Source organism: uncultured Hymenobacter sp. (assembly GCF_964242765.1).
Classification (GTDB): Bacteria; Bacteroidota; Bacteroidia; order Cytophagales; family Hymenobacteraceae; genus Hymenobacter.
Window position 1 is genome coordinate 84,014 of sequence record NZ_CAXTBM010000005.1, and the last position, 15,437, is coordinate 99,450.

Here is a 15,437-nt window from a genome sequence, read left to right on the forward strand (position 1 = left end):
AAGTGTTGAAGCGGTGGTAGATCCGGGGCGGCACTCGCATCGGCAAGGCCACCCCGAAGCCGTGTTTAAAGCTTAAAAGCCAATGTTGATACCCGCAATGAAGGTGCGAGACTGTGGGTACGAACCCCGATCGATGCCTAGGCTGGTCTGGAACTGGCCGTTCACGTAGTTGGAAGCCGCAATTTCCGGCTCGATACCGTCGTAGTTGGTTACCGTCAACAAGTTCTGCGCACTCAGGTAAAAGCGGATGTTCTGCGCCGAAATGCGGTTAATCAGCGTCTTGGGCAGCGAGTAGCCAACAGTCAGCAGCTTGATCCGCATGTAAGAGCCGTCTTCTACGTAGTCGCTCGAGAAACGCAGGTTTTGGTTGGGGTCGCCGGCAACGGCACGGGGCACGGTGTTGCTCGTGCCGGCACTCGTCCACCGATCCAGCACGCGGGTGCTGGAATTTTCGGCGCCGTAGAGGCCCCCGTCCGTATAGAAGCGGTTGAGGTTGAATACGTCGTTGCCCTGCGAGCCTTGCAAGAATACGCTCAAATCGAAGCCCTTCCAGCTTACGGTGTTGGTTACACCATACGTGAAGTCGGGGTTAGGATCACCGATATAAGTGCGGTCAGCATCCGTAATCACCCCGTCGCCATTCAAATCCCGGAACCGAATGTCGCCGGGGCGAGTGCCCGAGTTCTGGTAGTAAGCACTGGCGCCGGCTGATGTCGACAACGCGTTAGCATTCAATGCCCGCAGCTCTTCGTCGGTCTGAATCAGGCCATCGGCGACGTAGCCGTAGAACGAGCCGAACGGCACGTCTTTGTCGTAGCGAACAATGCTGGCGTTGCCACGGAACTGCTGCGCGTTGAAGGGCCGGCCCACCCCGAGCGAAGTCAACTCACTGCGATAAAGCGAGAAGTTGAGGTTGGTGGTCCAAGTCAAACCGTCTCCCTCGCCCACAATGTTGCGGCTGGTGAAAGAGAAGTCGAAGCCGCGGTTGCGGGAAGCGGCGGCATTCACAATCCGGTCTTCGAAGGTGCCCGAGAGCGTCGATACCGGCACGTTGATAAGCAGGTTAGGCGAAGTACGGGTGTACAGGTCCAGGGTGGCCTCGAGGCGGTTGTCCAACAAGCCCACGTCGATACCCACGTTGGTTTGCTCGTTGTTTTCCCACTTCAGGTTTTCGTTGGCTGCCCGCGTTGGCGCCGCCCCCGTCACGAACGTTTGGTCGCCGGCCCCGAGAGCATACTGCACATTCCGGTTGGAAGTGATGGTTTGCAGATAAGCAAACGCCCCGGCATTGGTTGGGTTACCTACCCGGCCCCAGCCCGCCCGCAATTTTAGGTTGCTGATAAGGTTTGCGTCCTTCAGAAAATTCTCTTCCGACAAGCGCCAGCCCGCCGATATACCGGGGAAGTAACCGAAGGCATTCTGACGAGCGAAAGCCGACGAACCGTCCCGCCGAATAACAGCCGAGAGCAAGTACTTACCAGCGAAATCGTAGTTGGCGCGAGCAAAGTAGCTTGCCAAGCGCGACTGTCCGGCGTTGCCCGCGTTGTTGAGGCCATTTGATGGGCCCACATCAATTACTTGCAAATCGTCGCGGCTGTAGTTTTGGCGGCTGGCACTGATGGTGCTATAGTCGAACTGCTGCGCCGACTGTCCGACCAGCAACGTAACCGAGTGCTTGTCGGCAAACACCTTGTCGTAGGTCAGGGTGTTCTCGATGAGGTAACTCGGGTTGTAGTTGGTATCCCACTGCGCGTTGGCGTTTTGCAGGCGCGTGGCGCCTAGTACCCGCGGCGTGAATCGGTTGTTTTGGTAGAACTGGAGGTCAGCCCCCACGTTGGTGCGGAAGCGCAGCCCTTTCAGCGGCTCGATTTCAGCAAACAGGTTGGTGAGTACCCGGTTGGTAATCGTTTTGAAGTTATCGCGCGTGGCCTGTACTACCGGATTGGTTTCCAGGTAGTAATCGGTTTCGGTGCTGAACTCGGTGTAGTAGCCGGTGGCAGGGTCGATTACGGGCCGGGTAGGCGGTGCCGTTAGGGCATAGAATACCGGACTGGTGTAGTCGTTATTGGTGTCGAGCTGCCGCGCCTGGGCGTGCGTGAGCGAGAGGCTGTTGCCAAGCTTTATGTACTTATTAAGCTGCAAATCGCCGTTAACCCGCAACGAAAGACGCTCGAAGTTCGAGCCAATGATGGTGCCATCCTGCTGGAAGTAGCCGGTGCTGATGGCGTAGCGCGCCTTCTCGTTGCCGCCCGTTGCCGACAGGTTGTAACTCTGAATCTTGGCGTTGCGGTAGATAGCATCCTGCCAGTCGGTGCCCTCGCCCAACGAAGCAGGGTTGGCGTAACGCGGGTTGAGCGGCAGCGGGTTGGTGTTGAGGCCCTGCGCGTTGGCTGCGCTCCGGCTTTCGTTATTGAGCGTAGCGTACTGCTCGGCGTTCAACAGATCAAGTTGGCGCCATACGCTTTGGGTACCCGCGTAGGCATCAAGGTTGATGGTTGACTTGCCGGCTTTGCCGCGCTTAGTGGTCACAATAACCACCCCGTTGGCCGCCCGAACCCCGTAAATAGCCGTGGCTGAGGCATCCTTCAGCACATCGATACTCTCGATGTCGTTGGGATTGAGGAAGCTCAACCCACCGTTGCGGTCGTCGCCGGAGGGCAGCGGGAAGCCGTCTACCACATAGAGCGGGTTGTTGTTGCCAGCCGAGGTTATGCCCCGTACCCGAACCGTAACCCCACCGCCGCCACCTGGCGCGCCGTTGTTGGACGTAACCGTAACGCCCGCGGCCCGGCCCTGAATGGCCTGGTTGGCATCAGGTACCGGTTGCGCAACTATGTCGCTCCCCGACACCGATGACACGGCGCCCGTTACGGTGGCGCGTTCCTGAGTGCCGTAGCCCACTACCACCACTTCGCCAAGGGCCTGGGTGTCTTCCACCATTGAAACCGTGAGGCCCGTAGTGGTACTTGTAAGTGGCAGTTCCACTCGCTTGTAACCGATGTTGCTGAACACCAACGTGCTGCCTTCTGGCGCGGTCAGAGAGAAATTACCGTTCGTATCGGTGCTGGCACCAACAGTAGAGCCCTTCACTACTACGGTTACACCGGGTAGTCCTTCGCCGTTAGCCTGCGTCACGCGGCCCGATACAGGCACGTCAGCAACTGTGTTACTGCCAACCAGTGTAGTAGTTAGCGGCAAGTGCGCGCCTAGAGCAGATACAGCGGTTGCTGGCAGGCCATAAATAGCTAGAAGCACAGCTCGCCGTAAAAGCGGGTGTCTGTAGGAATTTTGAAGCATAAAACTTGAGTGTTAAAAGTAAAAGTGCGTAAGAAGCAGAATCAGAAAAACCAGCTGTACTTGTGAATAGAAGTGCAGGCTGTAGTTGACAAGAGGTGAGGCTTGGGGCAGCATCAGGTCTCTGGCGAACTTGTTGAGTGAAGCGGAGTTTTATCTCGAGCCGCTGGCTGCTTTGTCTTTTTGAGCTGGCGACGAGTTGTTAGGTGTGTTCTGGGCTGTAGCGCCCGCATAACGGAAGCGCTTGGTCTGGCCACCCACGCGCAAAGTGAAATAGCCGTCTTCCAGCACGCTGTTTCCTTTGGAATCGGGGTAGCTCAGGTCGTGCTCAGGTTGAATCTCGAAGGTCAACTCCCGGCCTTCACCAGGTTTGAATTCCTGCTTCTCGAAGTGCTTGAGCAGCCGCACCGGCCGCGTAATACGTCCCACTTCATCGGTCAGGAACCAGAGTACCGCTTCTTTGCCGGCTTGCCTGCCCGCGTTGGTTACGCGCACCGTGGCCCGAATGGAACCCGTGCCCGTGAGCACCGAGTCGCTGAGCTGGAGGTTGGCGTAGCGGAACGTGGTGTAGCTTAAGCCTTCACCGTACTCCGTAAGCATGGTGCTCTTGTACTTGGAGCCGCGGTTCTCGAAGCCCGCCCCAAAATCGCTGAGCTCCAAGCTATTCTCGTTGTTGTCGTGGTGATAATTGGAGACGTGGCCGGCAAATTGTGGGTACGTGAACGACAACCGGCCGCTGGGATTTACTTTGCCGCTGATGATTTCGGCAATGGCCTGGCCGCCCCCAAAGCCGGGCAACCCACCCCAGATAACGGCCTGCGAACGGTCAACCACCTGGCGAATAATGTTGGGGCGCCCTCCAATCATCACCAGTACCGTTGGTTTGCCGGCGCTTTGAGTTATGCGTACCAACTGCTGCTGCTCTTCGGGCAGGGTTAGGTCGCTGCTGTTGCCAAGTCCTTCGGCATAAGGCCGCTCACCAAGAGCAAGTATAATCGCATCGGCACGGCGGGCGGCAGACAACACATTGTTTAGCTGGGGTTTGCCCGCGGCATCTTGATACGGCACGGTTTCCACCTGCGCATTGGGGTATTGCTGCTTGAGGGCGGTATAAATGGTTTGCACCTCTTTGGGATACTGCGCCTCCGCACGGCCCTGCCAAGCCAGCGTCCAACCACCCGCTAGGTTGGCGCGGGAATCAGCCGAAGGACCTACAACCAGTAGCCGGCGCACTTTGCCGGCAGCTAAAGGCAGCGTATTTTTCTCGTTTTTGAGCAGCACAATCGACTCGCGAGCGGCTTCTAGGGCCTGCTGTTTTAGCACTGGGTCGCCGATGCGGTTGAGCCGGTCGGCGCGGGGCATGGGGTTCTCGAACATGCCCAGCTCGTCCTTCATCTGCAACACGCGGCCCGCCGACAAGTTGATGCGTTCCTCGGTCAGGCGGCCTTCCTGCACCAGCTCTTTCACATAGCGGCAGAAATCGGTGTTATAAGGCGTCATGGCCATATCCACGCCAGCATCAATGCACCGGAAAGTGGCTTCTTTCTCGTTAGGCGCAGTTTTTTGCACCGTCACCAGTCGGATGATATCCTGCCAGTCGGTCACGGCCACGCCTTTGAAGCCCATCTGCGTACGCAGCAAATCGGTGAGAATAGCTTTCGAAGAGTGCACCGGCTCCCCGTTAATTTCGCCGCTATTAATCATCACCGATTTGAGACCGGCATCAATAGCCGCCTGGAACGAAGGGCGGAAAAACTCTTGGAGCCGTTGGTCGGGAATAAGGGCATTGGTCCGGTCCCAGCCATTGCGCGGGTCGGAGTAGCCCAGGAAGTGCTTGCCGCAAGCCGCTACTTTGTAAGGTAAAATGTCTTTGTTTTCCTGAAGCTCCTTTACATAAGCGGCGCCGAGTGTGGCGGCCACCAGCGGGTCTTCGCCGTAGGTTTCATAGAGGCGGGGCCAGTACACGTTCACCCCCAGATCCAGCACCGGCGCAAACACCCAGATATGTCCCAGGTCCGCCGATTCCATTACCGTCGCCCTGGCCTCCTGCCGGGCAAACTCCGGGTTGAAGGTGGCGCCCAAGTTGAGGTTGTGCGGGAAAATGGCCGCCCCCGATACATAGCTGGCGCCGTGCATGTGGTCGATGCCATAGATGACGGGAATGTGTAGCCGCGACTCGCGCATCGCAATTCTTTGCAGCGCAGACAAATACTTGATCCACTGGGTCGGCGGAACCGCTTCTCCATTCAGGAAAGAGCCTACACCGTAGGTTTTAATAAACGGTATCAGCTTCGCCGAGTCAAGGGTAATGTCTTTCTGCTCGCCGGTATGGTTAATGGCCGCATTGGCAATCTGGGTCATCTGCCCAATCTTTTCTTCTAGCGTCATCTGCTTGAGCAGGGCCGCCACCCGCGGGCTCCACTGTGGAGTGGCCGGTAAGGCAGTAGCGGTAGGAGTTGAAGTAGTAGCAACAGTTGGTAAGGCGGCAGTTGCTGAGGTAGTAGTCATGCCGGTGCGCTGGCAGCCACCCGCCAGCAGCACGGCAGCCCCTAGCACGAGCGGCGCAGCTTTGCCGCTAATAGCATTTAACTTCGCAGCTCGACGGTTGGGAATAAAAGGAGTAGTGGGTTTTGTGGGCATAGCCGATAAAGCTGAAAAAAGATGACTGGCACTTAGAAAGCGTCGGTGAGTGTGCGTAACCAGACGCCGCTGCAAGTCCTCCAGGGAAGCGGCGCCTGCATTCTGTAAGACAGTGCCTTGGTTTCGCAGGGTAGGAGATTGAAGTACTTGTCGCCGAAGAAGTAGTCGCCTTCTGGAAGTGAGAGGGGCACTTGGCGGGCCGAGGCTTTGCTTTGCAGCGTTACTGGGTAGGTGCTGTTGGTGGTGTGGGTCCAGCGGGTACTGACGTTGGTTTTGGACAGCGTCAGCACCGTTTTGCCACCTTCCACCTGAGCAGTAAGCGCAGTCTGCTGTCCGTTAGCTGTTTGTCGCACTAGGAACGCCCAAAGCTCAGTTAGCAAGTAAAAAGCAGAGTGAAATCGGGACACAGGTGGGTTGGATGGTGATAGACATGCTGAGCAGATAAAGCATCTACTGCTAAAAGCTTTTAGCAGTAGATAAAGCGGCAATTGAGACAGATTAGAAATTCTAGCCGCTAGATAATGGCTAGACCAGCAAGGGCGGTTGGTTGGGAAATAACCGACTAACAGTGGACCACTGAACTAATCAGTTTCAACAGTTGAATCACCGATAAGAACCAAGCAATTATTAACCGTTAGGCTAAAATAGCAAACGTTTGCGCAATATAACTGGGATAGTAATCTAAGTGCAAAATTTTGCACTGGTCTAATACGATAATCGACACAATAGTACTAGTGAATGATAAAATAGTATTGCCTAGGTTAAAACAATGCTGCCACTACCAAACATTTGTAGAACTATTGAGCGGGGTAGATGCGGGCTGCCCAGCCACCACCGTTGCTCAAATTAATCTTGATCTTGTCCTGCGCTGACACTTTTCGTACCTCGCGCTTGTAATCTGTAGCATCCCGGTCGGCATTAACACCATCTTGGAAAATGACGGCTTCGTAGGAGCCTGCACCCAGGAAAGAAAGGTCTAAGGTTAGCTCGCGGGCATCCCAATTGCTCATGGCCCCTACATACCACGTGTCGCCTTTCTGCCGAGCCAGAGCTACGTATTCTCCCACCTTGCCGTCCAGTGCTACCGTTTGGTCGAAGGTGGTGGGCACTTGGGCAATAAAGTCGGTGCTTTCCGGCTCCTTCTTGTAAGCCGTCGGGTTGTCGGCCAGCATCTGAAGCGGCGCTTCAAACACCACGTACATAGCCAGTTGGTGGCAGCGCGTGCCTTGGCTCATCGGCATAGAATGGCTCAGGTGGTATTCGGATTTGGTGGCATTGCGCATGGCGCCGGGGGTGTAGTCCATCGGACCGGCGAGCATCCGAATAAAGGGCAGCGTCACGTCGTAGCGAGGTACATCGTCGTTGGGCGTCCACTTGTTGTTTTCCATGCCCTTTACTCCCTCGTAGTTCAACACGTTGGGATAGGTACGCGTCAGGCCATCGGGTTTGTGCATGCCGTGAAAATCGACCAGGAGCTTGTAATCCGCCGCTTTTTGAGCGAGGGTGTACGACGAGGCCACCATCTTCTGATCGTCGCGGTCCAGGAAATCAATCTTGAAGCCGCGCACTCCCATTCTGGCGTATTGCGCGTAAGCCACGTCCATTTTCTCGTTGATAGAACGCCAGTTGGCCCACAGAATGATGCCTACGCTTTTCTGCTTGCCGTAAGCAATCAGCTCCGCTAAGTCAACCTTCGGTGAGACTTTGAGAATATCGGTTTCCTCGGACCAACCCTCATCCAGCACTACATACTCTATCTTGTTGGCTGCCGCAAAGTCAATGTAGTACTTGTAAGTAGGCGTGTTGATGCCCGCCCGGAAATCGACGTGCGAAATATTCCAGTCGTTCCACCAGTCCCAAGCCACTTTGCCCGGCTTGATCCACGACCCATCTTTCACCCGCGACGGGGCGGCCAGCTTAAACACCATGTCGTTGTTGGCCAACTCTTTGTCGTTGGCACTGACCACTACTATGCGCCACGGAAATGCACGGGTGCCGCTGGTTTTGGCGATGTAGTTTTCCCGCTTCGGTACCACGAGTTGCATGTTGTGGAAGCCGCCCGCTTTTTCCTCGGCCGGATACCGAGCGAAGTCGCTGTGCAAGCTTGGGGCGCCTTGCGCGTTGCCTTTCAAGAACATTCCCGGATACTCTTCTACATCCGATTCGAGGAGTACCGCCCTCTTATTATTGGTGAGGCTTACCAGAACCGGTAGAAAAGCCAGGGTGTCCTTCTTGGCCTTGTTCACTTCCGACAGCTTCAGCGGCGTGTATAAGGCTTCGAACGACGAGATGTACATGTCGGTTGGCACCCGCAGGTCACGTACGAACGGGATGAGGGAAGGGTGGTCGGCGGTGAAGTTGAAGGCTGCTTCCTCGTTTAAAATAGTAAGTTGCCCTTTCCGCTTCGTAAAAAAGCGGTAAGCTGCGCCATCATTATACGCCCGTACGATGAGGCCATAGTTGCCTTTCAGGGTAAGGGTGAGCTGATTATAGTTGTCAACGACCCGACTCTTCTTGTATACCGGCGACGCAATAGTGGTATTGACGCTTGCTGTTTTCGAGCTTTTGGGTACCGCAGGTTTGCCAAGCACTTCGCCTCCTGCCAAGGTCAGAGAGATAGGTGATGGCGCAAGAACCGGGGTGGCTTCGTGCTGAATAGACCAACTCAGCGTTGCGCCGGTTTGCACGGTTAAGTCAAGTTTGCCGTCCGGAGACTTTACGTGGTAAACCGAGTTGGCTTGTGCCCACGTAGCAGGGCCAGCAAAAAGAAGCCAGCTTAACCAGCTTAAAAAGAGAACCTTATGTTGCATATACTAAGCGTCTATTCGATGAGGTAGCTTCCTGTTTGGTCTTAATCAGGAACAAGTGAAGGTTGGGGCCGGTACCGCCGTTTGCGGTAGCCTGAGAACTAGATGAATAAGAACCGGAAGCTGAAAAGGTGTTTACCGCGCCAGTATAGACCTTGTTTTATTGAACACAACGCAGATATTTGGCAGCTAATACGTTTTAGCAGCAAAGTAAAAAGATAACGCGCCTAGGCACAACTCAGTCTGAATCTTAAAGGATAAGCAACAACCCCAGCCAAAGATCAAGCAGATTTTAGCTTGATAGGAAGTTCAAGACTATCGTGCTCCTGAGTGGCTTGATACCTAGCGCGAGCCAGTAGGTTGGGCACCAAGGTAACATGCCATAATCATCTGCGCAATCGTTGCCCACAATTCAGAACCAGCTAGAAACCAACTCCACAATCAATTCAAATAACTGGACCTCTTTCTATAGAGCCTATTTTCTGTTGCTTACCGCCTAATGACCTTACCCTTTTACCAATGAGAAATAAAGTTTTAGCGCTTTCCTTTCTGATGTTACAAGGTGGCTTCGCTGCACAAGCCACCGTTCGGCTACCCGCTTTGGTTGGCAACCACATGGTGTTGCAGCGCGACACGAAAGTACCTATCTGGGGTTGGGCAACACCGGGAGAAAAAGTGACGCTCACGTTTCGGGGGAAAACCTACGCGGCTACGCCAACTGCTACGGGCAAATGGCAGACAACCCTGCCCGCCATGCCCGCCGGTGGCCCCTACACTATGACAATCAAAGAACAAAACACCCTCACTATTCAGGATATTCTGGTCGGTGACGTGTGGCTGGCTTCGGGGCAATCGAACATGGAACTGCCGTTGCGCGACCCCAATGCGCCCTCGCCTACTTCCTACCCGCTGGTTTTGAACGCAGAGCAAGAGGTAGCGGCGGCTAATTTTCCTCGCATACGGCAGTTCACCGTCAAGAAAGCAACGGCGCCGCAACCACAAACCGAAAATGAAGGCCACACTTGGAAAGTATGTGGTCCGGGCACGGCTGGGCAGTTTTCGGCCGTTGCCTACTTCTTTGCTCGCGACCTGTATCAGCGCTATAACGTGCCAATTGGCATCATCAGTAGCCCCTGGGGAGGAACACCGGCCGAAGCCTGGGTGAGCGGAGCGGCCCTAAAAGCGCTGCCTGATTTTAAGGCACCCGTAGCCGAACTCGAACAGCAGGCTACCACACCCCCGGTTCCCGAAAACAATGCGCAAAACAAGCCGGCCATGCTCTACAACGGCATGATTGCGCCACTGATTCCGTACGCGCTGAAGGGCATTATCTGGTATCAGGGCGAAAGTAACGCCAACCGAGCCGAGCAGTATCGAACGTTGTTTCCTGCCCTGATCAAGGATTGGCGAAGCCGGTGGGGCTACGAAATCCCCTTTCTGTTTGTGCAGCTAGCCAACTTCACAGACCTGTTGCCTGAACCAGCCGAGTCGGACTGGGCCGAACTGCGCGAAGCCCAAACGCAGGCCCTGACGCTCCCTGCTACCGGCATGGCCGTTGCCATTGATATCGGTGACGGCAAGGATATTCATCCCGCTAACAAGCAGGATGTGGGGCATCGGCTGGCTCTAGTGGCCCGCAAAGTAGCTTACGGCGACAAAGCAGTAGTGGCAAGTGGCCCTACTTTTCAATCCATGCGTGTAACCGGCAACACGGTGCAGCTGCGCTTCACGGGTGTAGGCTCCGGCCTGTTAGTGAAAGGCAACAAGGAGGTGCTGAAAGGATTTGCCATGGCGGGCCCCGACAAGAAATTTCATTGGGCAACGGCTACCGTGCAAGGTCAGAACGTGGTGCTATCGAGTAGGGCGGTGCCTGTGCCCGTGGCCGTGCGCTATGCTTGGGCCAACAATCCGGAAGCCAATCTATACAACCGCGAGGGCCTTCCGGCCACTCCTTTCCGCACGGATGAGTGGGAGGGAATAACGCACGGAAAAAAGTAGGCTTACTGTTGCTGCTTACTTACCCAGAAAGCTAGCTGCCGCGCATTCAGTTAGGCTTTAAGAAGTGGATTTGTGAAGGCCACACCACTGTGTGTCTTCAGTAAAGGAGCGCATCGAAAGCATAGTATAACAATAAGGCTGGCTTCAACGAATAGTAGGGAAACCTTGGTTACTTAAATTGCTGCCTTATGAAACGCTCTAAACCTTCCGTTGTGCCCCAAGCCCTAGCTAGCGGCTTGGCGGGTGCCGTCGTCCTGACCTTGCTCCACGAAACAGTTCGCCACCTGCGGCCCCATGATGCTCCCCGCATGGACGTGCTTGGCATGCGGGCCCTGCGCAAAATCCTGGGCAAAGCTGATGCGCCTCAACCCGACGGCCACACACTTTTCAACTTAACGATGGCCGGTGACTTGCTTTCCAATGGACTGTACTTCAGCTTGGTAGGCCGGGGCAAAAAGGCGTGGTGGCGCGGTGCGGCCTTAGGGCTGGCCGCCGGCGTGGGTGGCGTGGTGCTGCCGGGGCCACTCGGCCTGGGTGAGGCGCCGAGCAGCCGCACCCCGGAAACCAAGCTCATGACAGTGGCCTGGTACACCGTGGGCGGCTTAGCGGCGGCCGGCGCCTCGCGGCTATTAAGCAAAGCGCAAAAACGGTAGCTCCAGGCGAAAGTTCTGCGGAAAGTAAACTCAGCTAGCTGCCCTGCGTGGCTGGGGAGCAGCGTCGTTGGTAATCAGGGGGTAGTCGGCCATCTGAATTTCCCGGCTTTCCGACATCTTTGCGGCCATCATGGTGAAACAACTCCGCAAACTCCTGGTCCAGACGCTTGGCTTCGAACGGTACATTCGTTTGGTGAGCGACGTGTATTTGCGGTTGGTAGGCGCGGGGTGGGGCAAGCGGCAGTATCCGGAGCTATTTTTTCTGGAAAAGATTATTAAGCCCGGTTTTGTGTGCCTCGACATTGGGGCCAACCTCGGCTACTACTCGGTGGCGCTGTCGCGGCTGGCGGGGCCGGAAGGGCAAGTGCTGGCCGTGGAGCCGATTCCCACTTTTCAGGCTATCTGGCAAGACAACGTCACGCGCAGCAGCATTCGCAATCTCACGCTGCTGCCCTACGCCCTCGGCGGCCAGAACACTACCGTGCAAATGGGTACGCCCGAGCGCGACGGCCTGCTCCACCACGGCATGACCAAAATAGCCGCCAGCAACCCCAACGAGCACTATGCCCGCACCTACGACGTGCCCATGCGCATCCCCGACGACCTACTGGCCCATCTGCCCCGCCTCGACTTTGTGAAGTGCGACGTGGAAGGATTCGAGTTCGAGGTATTCCGGCATATGCAGGCCACGCTGCGCCGTTTTCAACCCCTCATCCAAACCGAATTGAACGGGCTGGAAAACCGGCAGGCGGTGGTAAGCTTGCTGGCCGGTCTTGGCTACAAACCATTTATGCTTTCCGAGCGTTCTGAACTTGTACCCTGCACCCAGGCGCAGTTGCAAAGCGCCGTCACCGCTGATTTTTACTTTCAACCCCTCAACCCAGCCGCCGGAGCGGCTTTCTGATGGTAAAGTTCCTGCTAATTTTCTTCGTTGTTTCCCTGATTCTTCGCTTTGTAGTACCAGTGCTGATGCGTTGGCTGGTGGTAGGATTCGTTAAGAAGCAAACGCGTCGCTACAGCCAGCAGTTTGGCGCCAATCCGTTTGAAGCACCTGCTGAGCCTCCGCGCAACCACTCCGCCAGCGCCGACCAAGTGCGCGTAGATTACGTGCCCCCGAAGCCACAAGCCAAAGCTGCCAAGCGCTTCGAAGGCGGCGACTACGTGGATTTCGAAGAAGTGAAATAAGTAAGCCACTGTCATTGCGAGGAACGAAGCAATCCTTTCCTGCTCTGCGCAAAGCCTGAAAATGCAACAAGCCCTTGACGAATGATTACGCCAAGGGCTTGCCTCTTTAGAAAACTCTCCGCAATTATTAGGACGTTTCTACAGCGGGCGGGCTGCCAGAATACTAACTCAAAGGGAGCTTTACTAGAACCCGATACCTACCCGCAGGCCCGTGCCGACGCGGCGGCCGGATTGTAAACCCGTGTAGAAGTCTAGCCGAACGACTTTGAAAATGTGCTCCAAGCCAACGCCCACTTCCACATAATGTCCGACTTCCTGGGTGGTGAGGTAATTCAGCGAAGCCACTTCCTGCCACTTTAGCTTGCGCAGCAGCGGGATTTTGTTGAGGAAGAAGCCGTTGAAATGGTGATTGTAATGCGCCTCCAAGAAGTTGCGGCGGGTGCTGTAGCGGTAATAATCGAGGAGCTGAAACTGGCTGAAATCGGCGGCTAAATACGTGCGGTTGCCACTGAAATGGCGGTAGTCCATAAACGATAGCCGGGGGGCGCCCACGAAGCCGCCAGCCGCCACTTTGTAGGCGCTAGTGCCCAACAGTCCCATTTCAATAGTCTGCCGAACGCCCAGTTCAAGCAACGTGTAGCGCGTATCCGAACCTAACACGCTCCCAATGCCTTGCCGCCAGATGCCTACAAAGGTTGGGGATTTCGAGCCAAGGTTGTACTTGCCATCGGGGCGGCTGATGTAGCGCTGGCCGGGGCGGAAGGACGCCACCATTTCGAAAGCCAACGACTGGTTGCGGCCGAAATTGGTGCCCGCAGGCGACTCTTCGTTTACGGGTTCGTTGGGCGTGAAGGCCCGTCCCGGCTTGTCTACCAGCAGGTCGATGGTACTGTTGGCCAGTTCGCGCCGGTCGTAGTAGCTGAGCGTGCTTTGCAGGGTCAGGCCATTGGTGACTTCGGTTTGGTAGCCAACTTGCGCTCCGTCGCGACGATAGAGCTTGGCGTAGTTGCGGTTCTCGAACAGCGTGTAGTAGCTATTGATAAAGGGAGTGAGCTGCGTATGCGGGTCGAAGTTCTCGATGAAGCGGCCGGCCCGGAAGCTCACCCGGGCTAGCTTGGCCGGCGCATACTGCCAAGTAGCCGACAAACTTGGGCTGACCAGCTCGTTGCTAAAGCCGTAGCGCAGGGCCGGCGTGATAGAGTAGAAACGCCGGTCGTCGGTGCGTTGGGTGTACGTGAATTCGGGGTTGATAACCGTGCCTTCTACGGTGTTGTAGTTCAGAATATTGAACACCGGCGCCACGTACCACTGCCGCTTGCGGAACGTGTTGGAATAGTTGTAGCCGCCAAGCAGCAGCGAGGTTGGCTGAAGCTTATTGCGCACCCGGTCCAAGGAATCCTGGTAGGGGCGCGAGTTGCGAACCACTTCGGTGCTGTCTTTCACCTGGTAGTCTTTCTGCTCTTCCTCGGTCAGGGGAATTGGCCGAATATTGTCCCAGTAGCTGGAATCCCGCTCGTTCACGCCTTTTTCCACCAGCATCACCTCGCCCCGCTTCAGCTTGCCGATGCTCAGGCCAGCCGTGTCGCGCTCCGCTTGCTTGCTTTGGCGGCGCACCTCCCGGTTGAGCCCTGCCAACTTGGGCTTCTGCTTGCGAATATCGGCGGCCGTTTCGCGCGTAACCGGGGCTTCGGCGGGCTCGTTGGCGGCAACCGGTGGCGCAACGGTAGGAGCGGGGCGGTTGGGGTAGGTGGGCGTCACCTTGTAGTTGGACAGCACGGCCGTGAGGTAGCCATTGCCCTTGAACCCGAAAGCCGTGAAGCCCACCGTAATCTTCTGCGACTGTATTACCCACACATCCGACGGGCCCGGCGCGGGCGCAAACAACTGCTCGATGTGGAAGCTCTCCACGTAGTCGAGCTGCGCGTTTTTGTCGAGGTTGAGCGACACCGAGTGAATGCGCCACGTGCCATCGACGATGTAGATGTAGCCGCTGGAAAACACTGGGTCGGTGCGGCGGCGCGGCGTCACCCGGATCTTGTGTACCGTCACGCCGCCCTGCTGCGAGGTGCCTTCTAGCTCGTATTTATAGAAAAGCATGGCCCCGTCGGCAATCGGCGACACGAAGCCCCGTTCCGAAAAGCCGCTTTTCAGCACATTGTCGTAGAAATTAAGACCGGCGCCGCGGCCGGCCCGGTTGAAGCTGATGCCTTTGGTGTCGCCACTGACGCGCGAGGAAATCATGCGCTCCTGTATTATGTTGGGCTGTCGGAAGGTCATGTCCGACACCGATTCCGAGAGATAAAAGATACCGGGTTTGAAGTCAGGCCCGACTTTCACGAGACCCAAGATTTTGCCGGGTACTTCCAGAAAGCGGGCCAGCGCTTTGATGTAGGCGCGGGCGCGAAACGCGGCCACCTCCCGGCGGTGGTAGCGCCGCCACTGCTGGGCCTGCTGAATGATGGCATAGGCCGGGTCTCGGTCGGTGGCGCGCACCACTACCTCACGCAGCTTGTAGGTATCAGCGGTTAGCGTGATGTCGAGCACGGTAGCCGTGTCGCCGCCGGCCACGCGCACCTGCTCGATGCGGGGCTTGTAGCCGACGTATTGAAAAACCAATTCGTACTGGCCAGCCGGTAAGCGTAGCTGATAATTGCCTTGCTCGTTGGTGGCGGTGCTGGTGGTAGTGGAACGCACGGCTACATTGGCAAAGGCCAGGGCGGCGCCGCCTTGCACATCTGTCACACGGCCCCGCACCACGCCGGCCGAGGCCGCAATGGTGGTTGCTAAGAAAGCAAGTAGAAGGAAGTAGCGGGGCATTAGATAACGAAAACGGATGTTGCCAAGATAGATACAATAGAAA

Annotated in this window: 9 protein-coding genes; 4 read left to right on the forward strand and 5 right to left on the reverse strand. The window is 56.3% G+C overall.

The genetic code is table 11. The features are described from left to right. Window positions 1-72: 72 nt before the first annotated feature. From ACFE7X_RS03445 to ACFE7X_RS03460, 4 genes are all read right to left on the reverse strand, one after another. Window positions 73-3,255 (reverse strand): SusC/RagA family TonB-linked outer membrane protein, encoded by a 3,183-nt coding sequence (locus tag ACFE7X_RS03445; protein ID WP_375434260.1) that lies wholly within the window; start codon window positions 3,253-3,255, stop codon window positions 73-75. Between the two features lie 192 nt (window positions 3,256-3,447). Continuing rightward, on the reverse strand, window positions 3,448-5,934 hold the full coding sequence (locus ACFE7X_RS03450; RefSeq protein ID WP_375434261.1) for a glycoside hydrolase family 3 N-terminal domain-containing protein: 2,487 nt from the start codon (window positions 5,932-5,934) through the stop codon (window positions 3,448-3,450). Window positions 5,935-5,966: 32 nt separating this feature from the next. After that, the gene (locus ACFE7X_RS03455) at window positions 5,967-6,341 is read right to left on the reverse strand and encodes a glycoside hydrolase family 2 protein (protein ID WP_375434262.1); all 375 of its coding nucleotides are present in this window, start codon (window positions 6,339-6,341) and stop codon (window positions 5,967-5,969) included. A 390-nt stretch (window positions 6,342-6,731) separates the two neighbouring features. Further along, complete coding sequence (locus ACFE7X_RS03460) at window positions 6,732-8,744, reverse strand: glycoside hydrolase family 97 protein (protein WP_375434263.1); 2,013 nt, start codon at window positions 8,742-8,744, stop codon at window positions 6,732-6,734. A gap of 516 nt (window positions 8,745-9,260) precedes the next feature. On the opposite strand from ACFE7X_RS03460, the gene ACFE7X_RS03465 reads away from it, so the two are divergent. From ACFE7X_RS03465 to ACFE7X_RS03480, 4 genes are all read left to right on the forward strand, one after another. Beyond that, window positions 9,261-10,739, forward strand: a complete 1,479-nt coding sequence (locus ACFE7X_RS03465) for a sialate O-acetylesterase (RefSeq protein WP_375434264.1) — start codon at window positions 9,261-9,263, stop codon at window positions 10,737-10,739. 188 nt (window positions 10,740-10,927) lie between these two features. Next, the gene (locus ACFE7X_RS03470; protein ID WP_375434265.1) at window positions 10,928-11,392 is read left to right on the forward strand and encodes a hypothetical protein; all 465 of its coding nucleotides are present in this window, start codon (window positions 10,928-10,930) and stop codon (window positions 11,390-11,392) included. A gap of 130 nt (window positions 11,393-11,522) precedes the next feature. After that, window positions 11,523-12,296 carry an FkbM family methyltransferase gene (locus ACFE7X_RS03475; protein WP_375434266.1) on the forward strand — a complete coding sequence of 258 codons (774 nt, stop codon included), beginning with the start codon at window positions 11,523-11,525 and terminating at the stop codon, window positions 12,294-12,296. Beyond that, on the forward strand, window positions 12,296-12,577 hold the full coding sequence (locus tag ACFE7X_RS03480; protein ID WP_375434267.1) for a DUF4834 family protein: 282 nt from the start codon (window positions 12,296-12,298) through the stop codon (window positions 12,575-12,577). Before ACFE7X_RS03475 ends, ACFE7X_RS03480 begins: the two co-directional genes overlap by 1 nt. Window positions 12,578-12,760: 183 nt before the next feature. On the opposite strand, the gene ACFE7X_RS03485 is transcribed toward ACFE7X_RS03480, so the two are convergent. Next, on the reverse strand, window positions 12,761-15,394 hold the full coding sequence (locus ACFE7X_RS03485; protein WP_375434268.1) for a DUF5686 family protein: 2,634 nt from the start codon (window positions 15,392-15,394) through the stop codon (window positions 12,761-12,763). Window positions 15,395-15,437 lie beyond the last annotated feature (43 nt).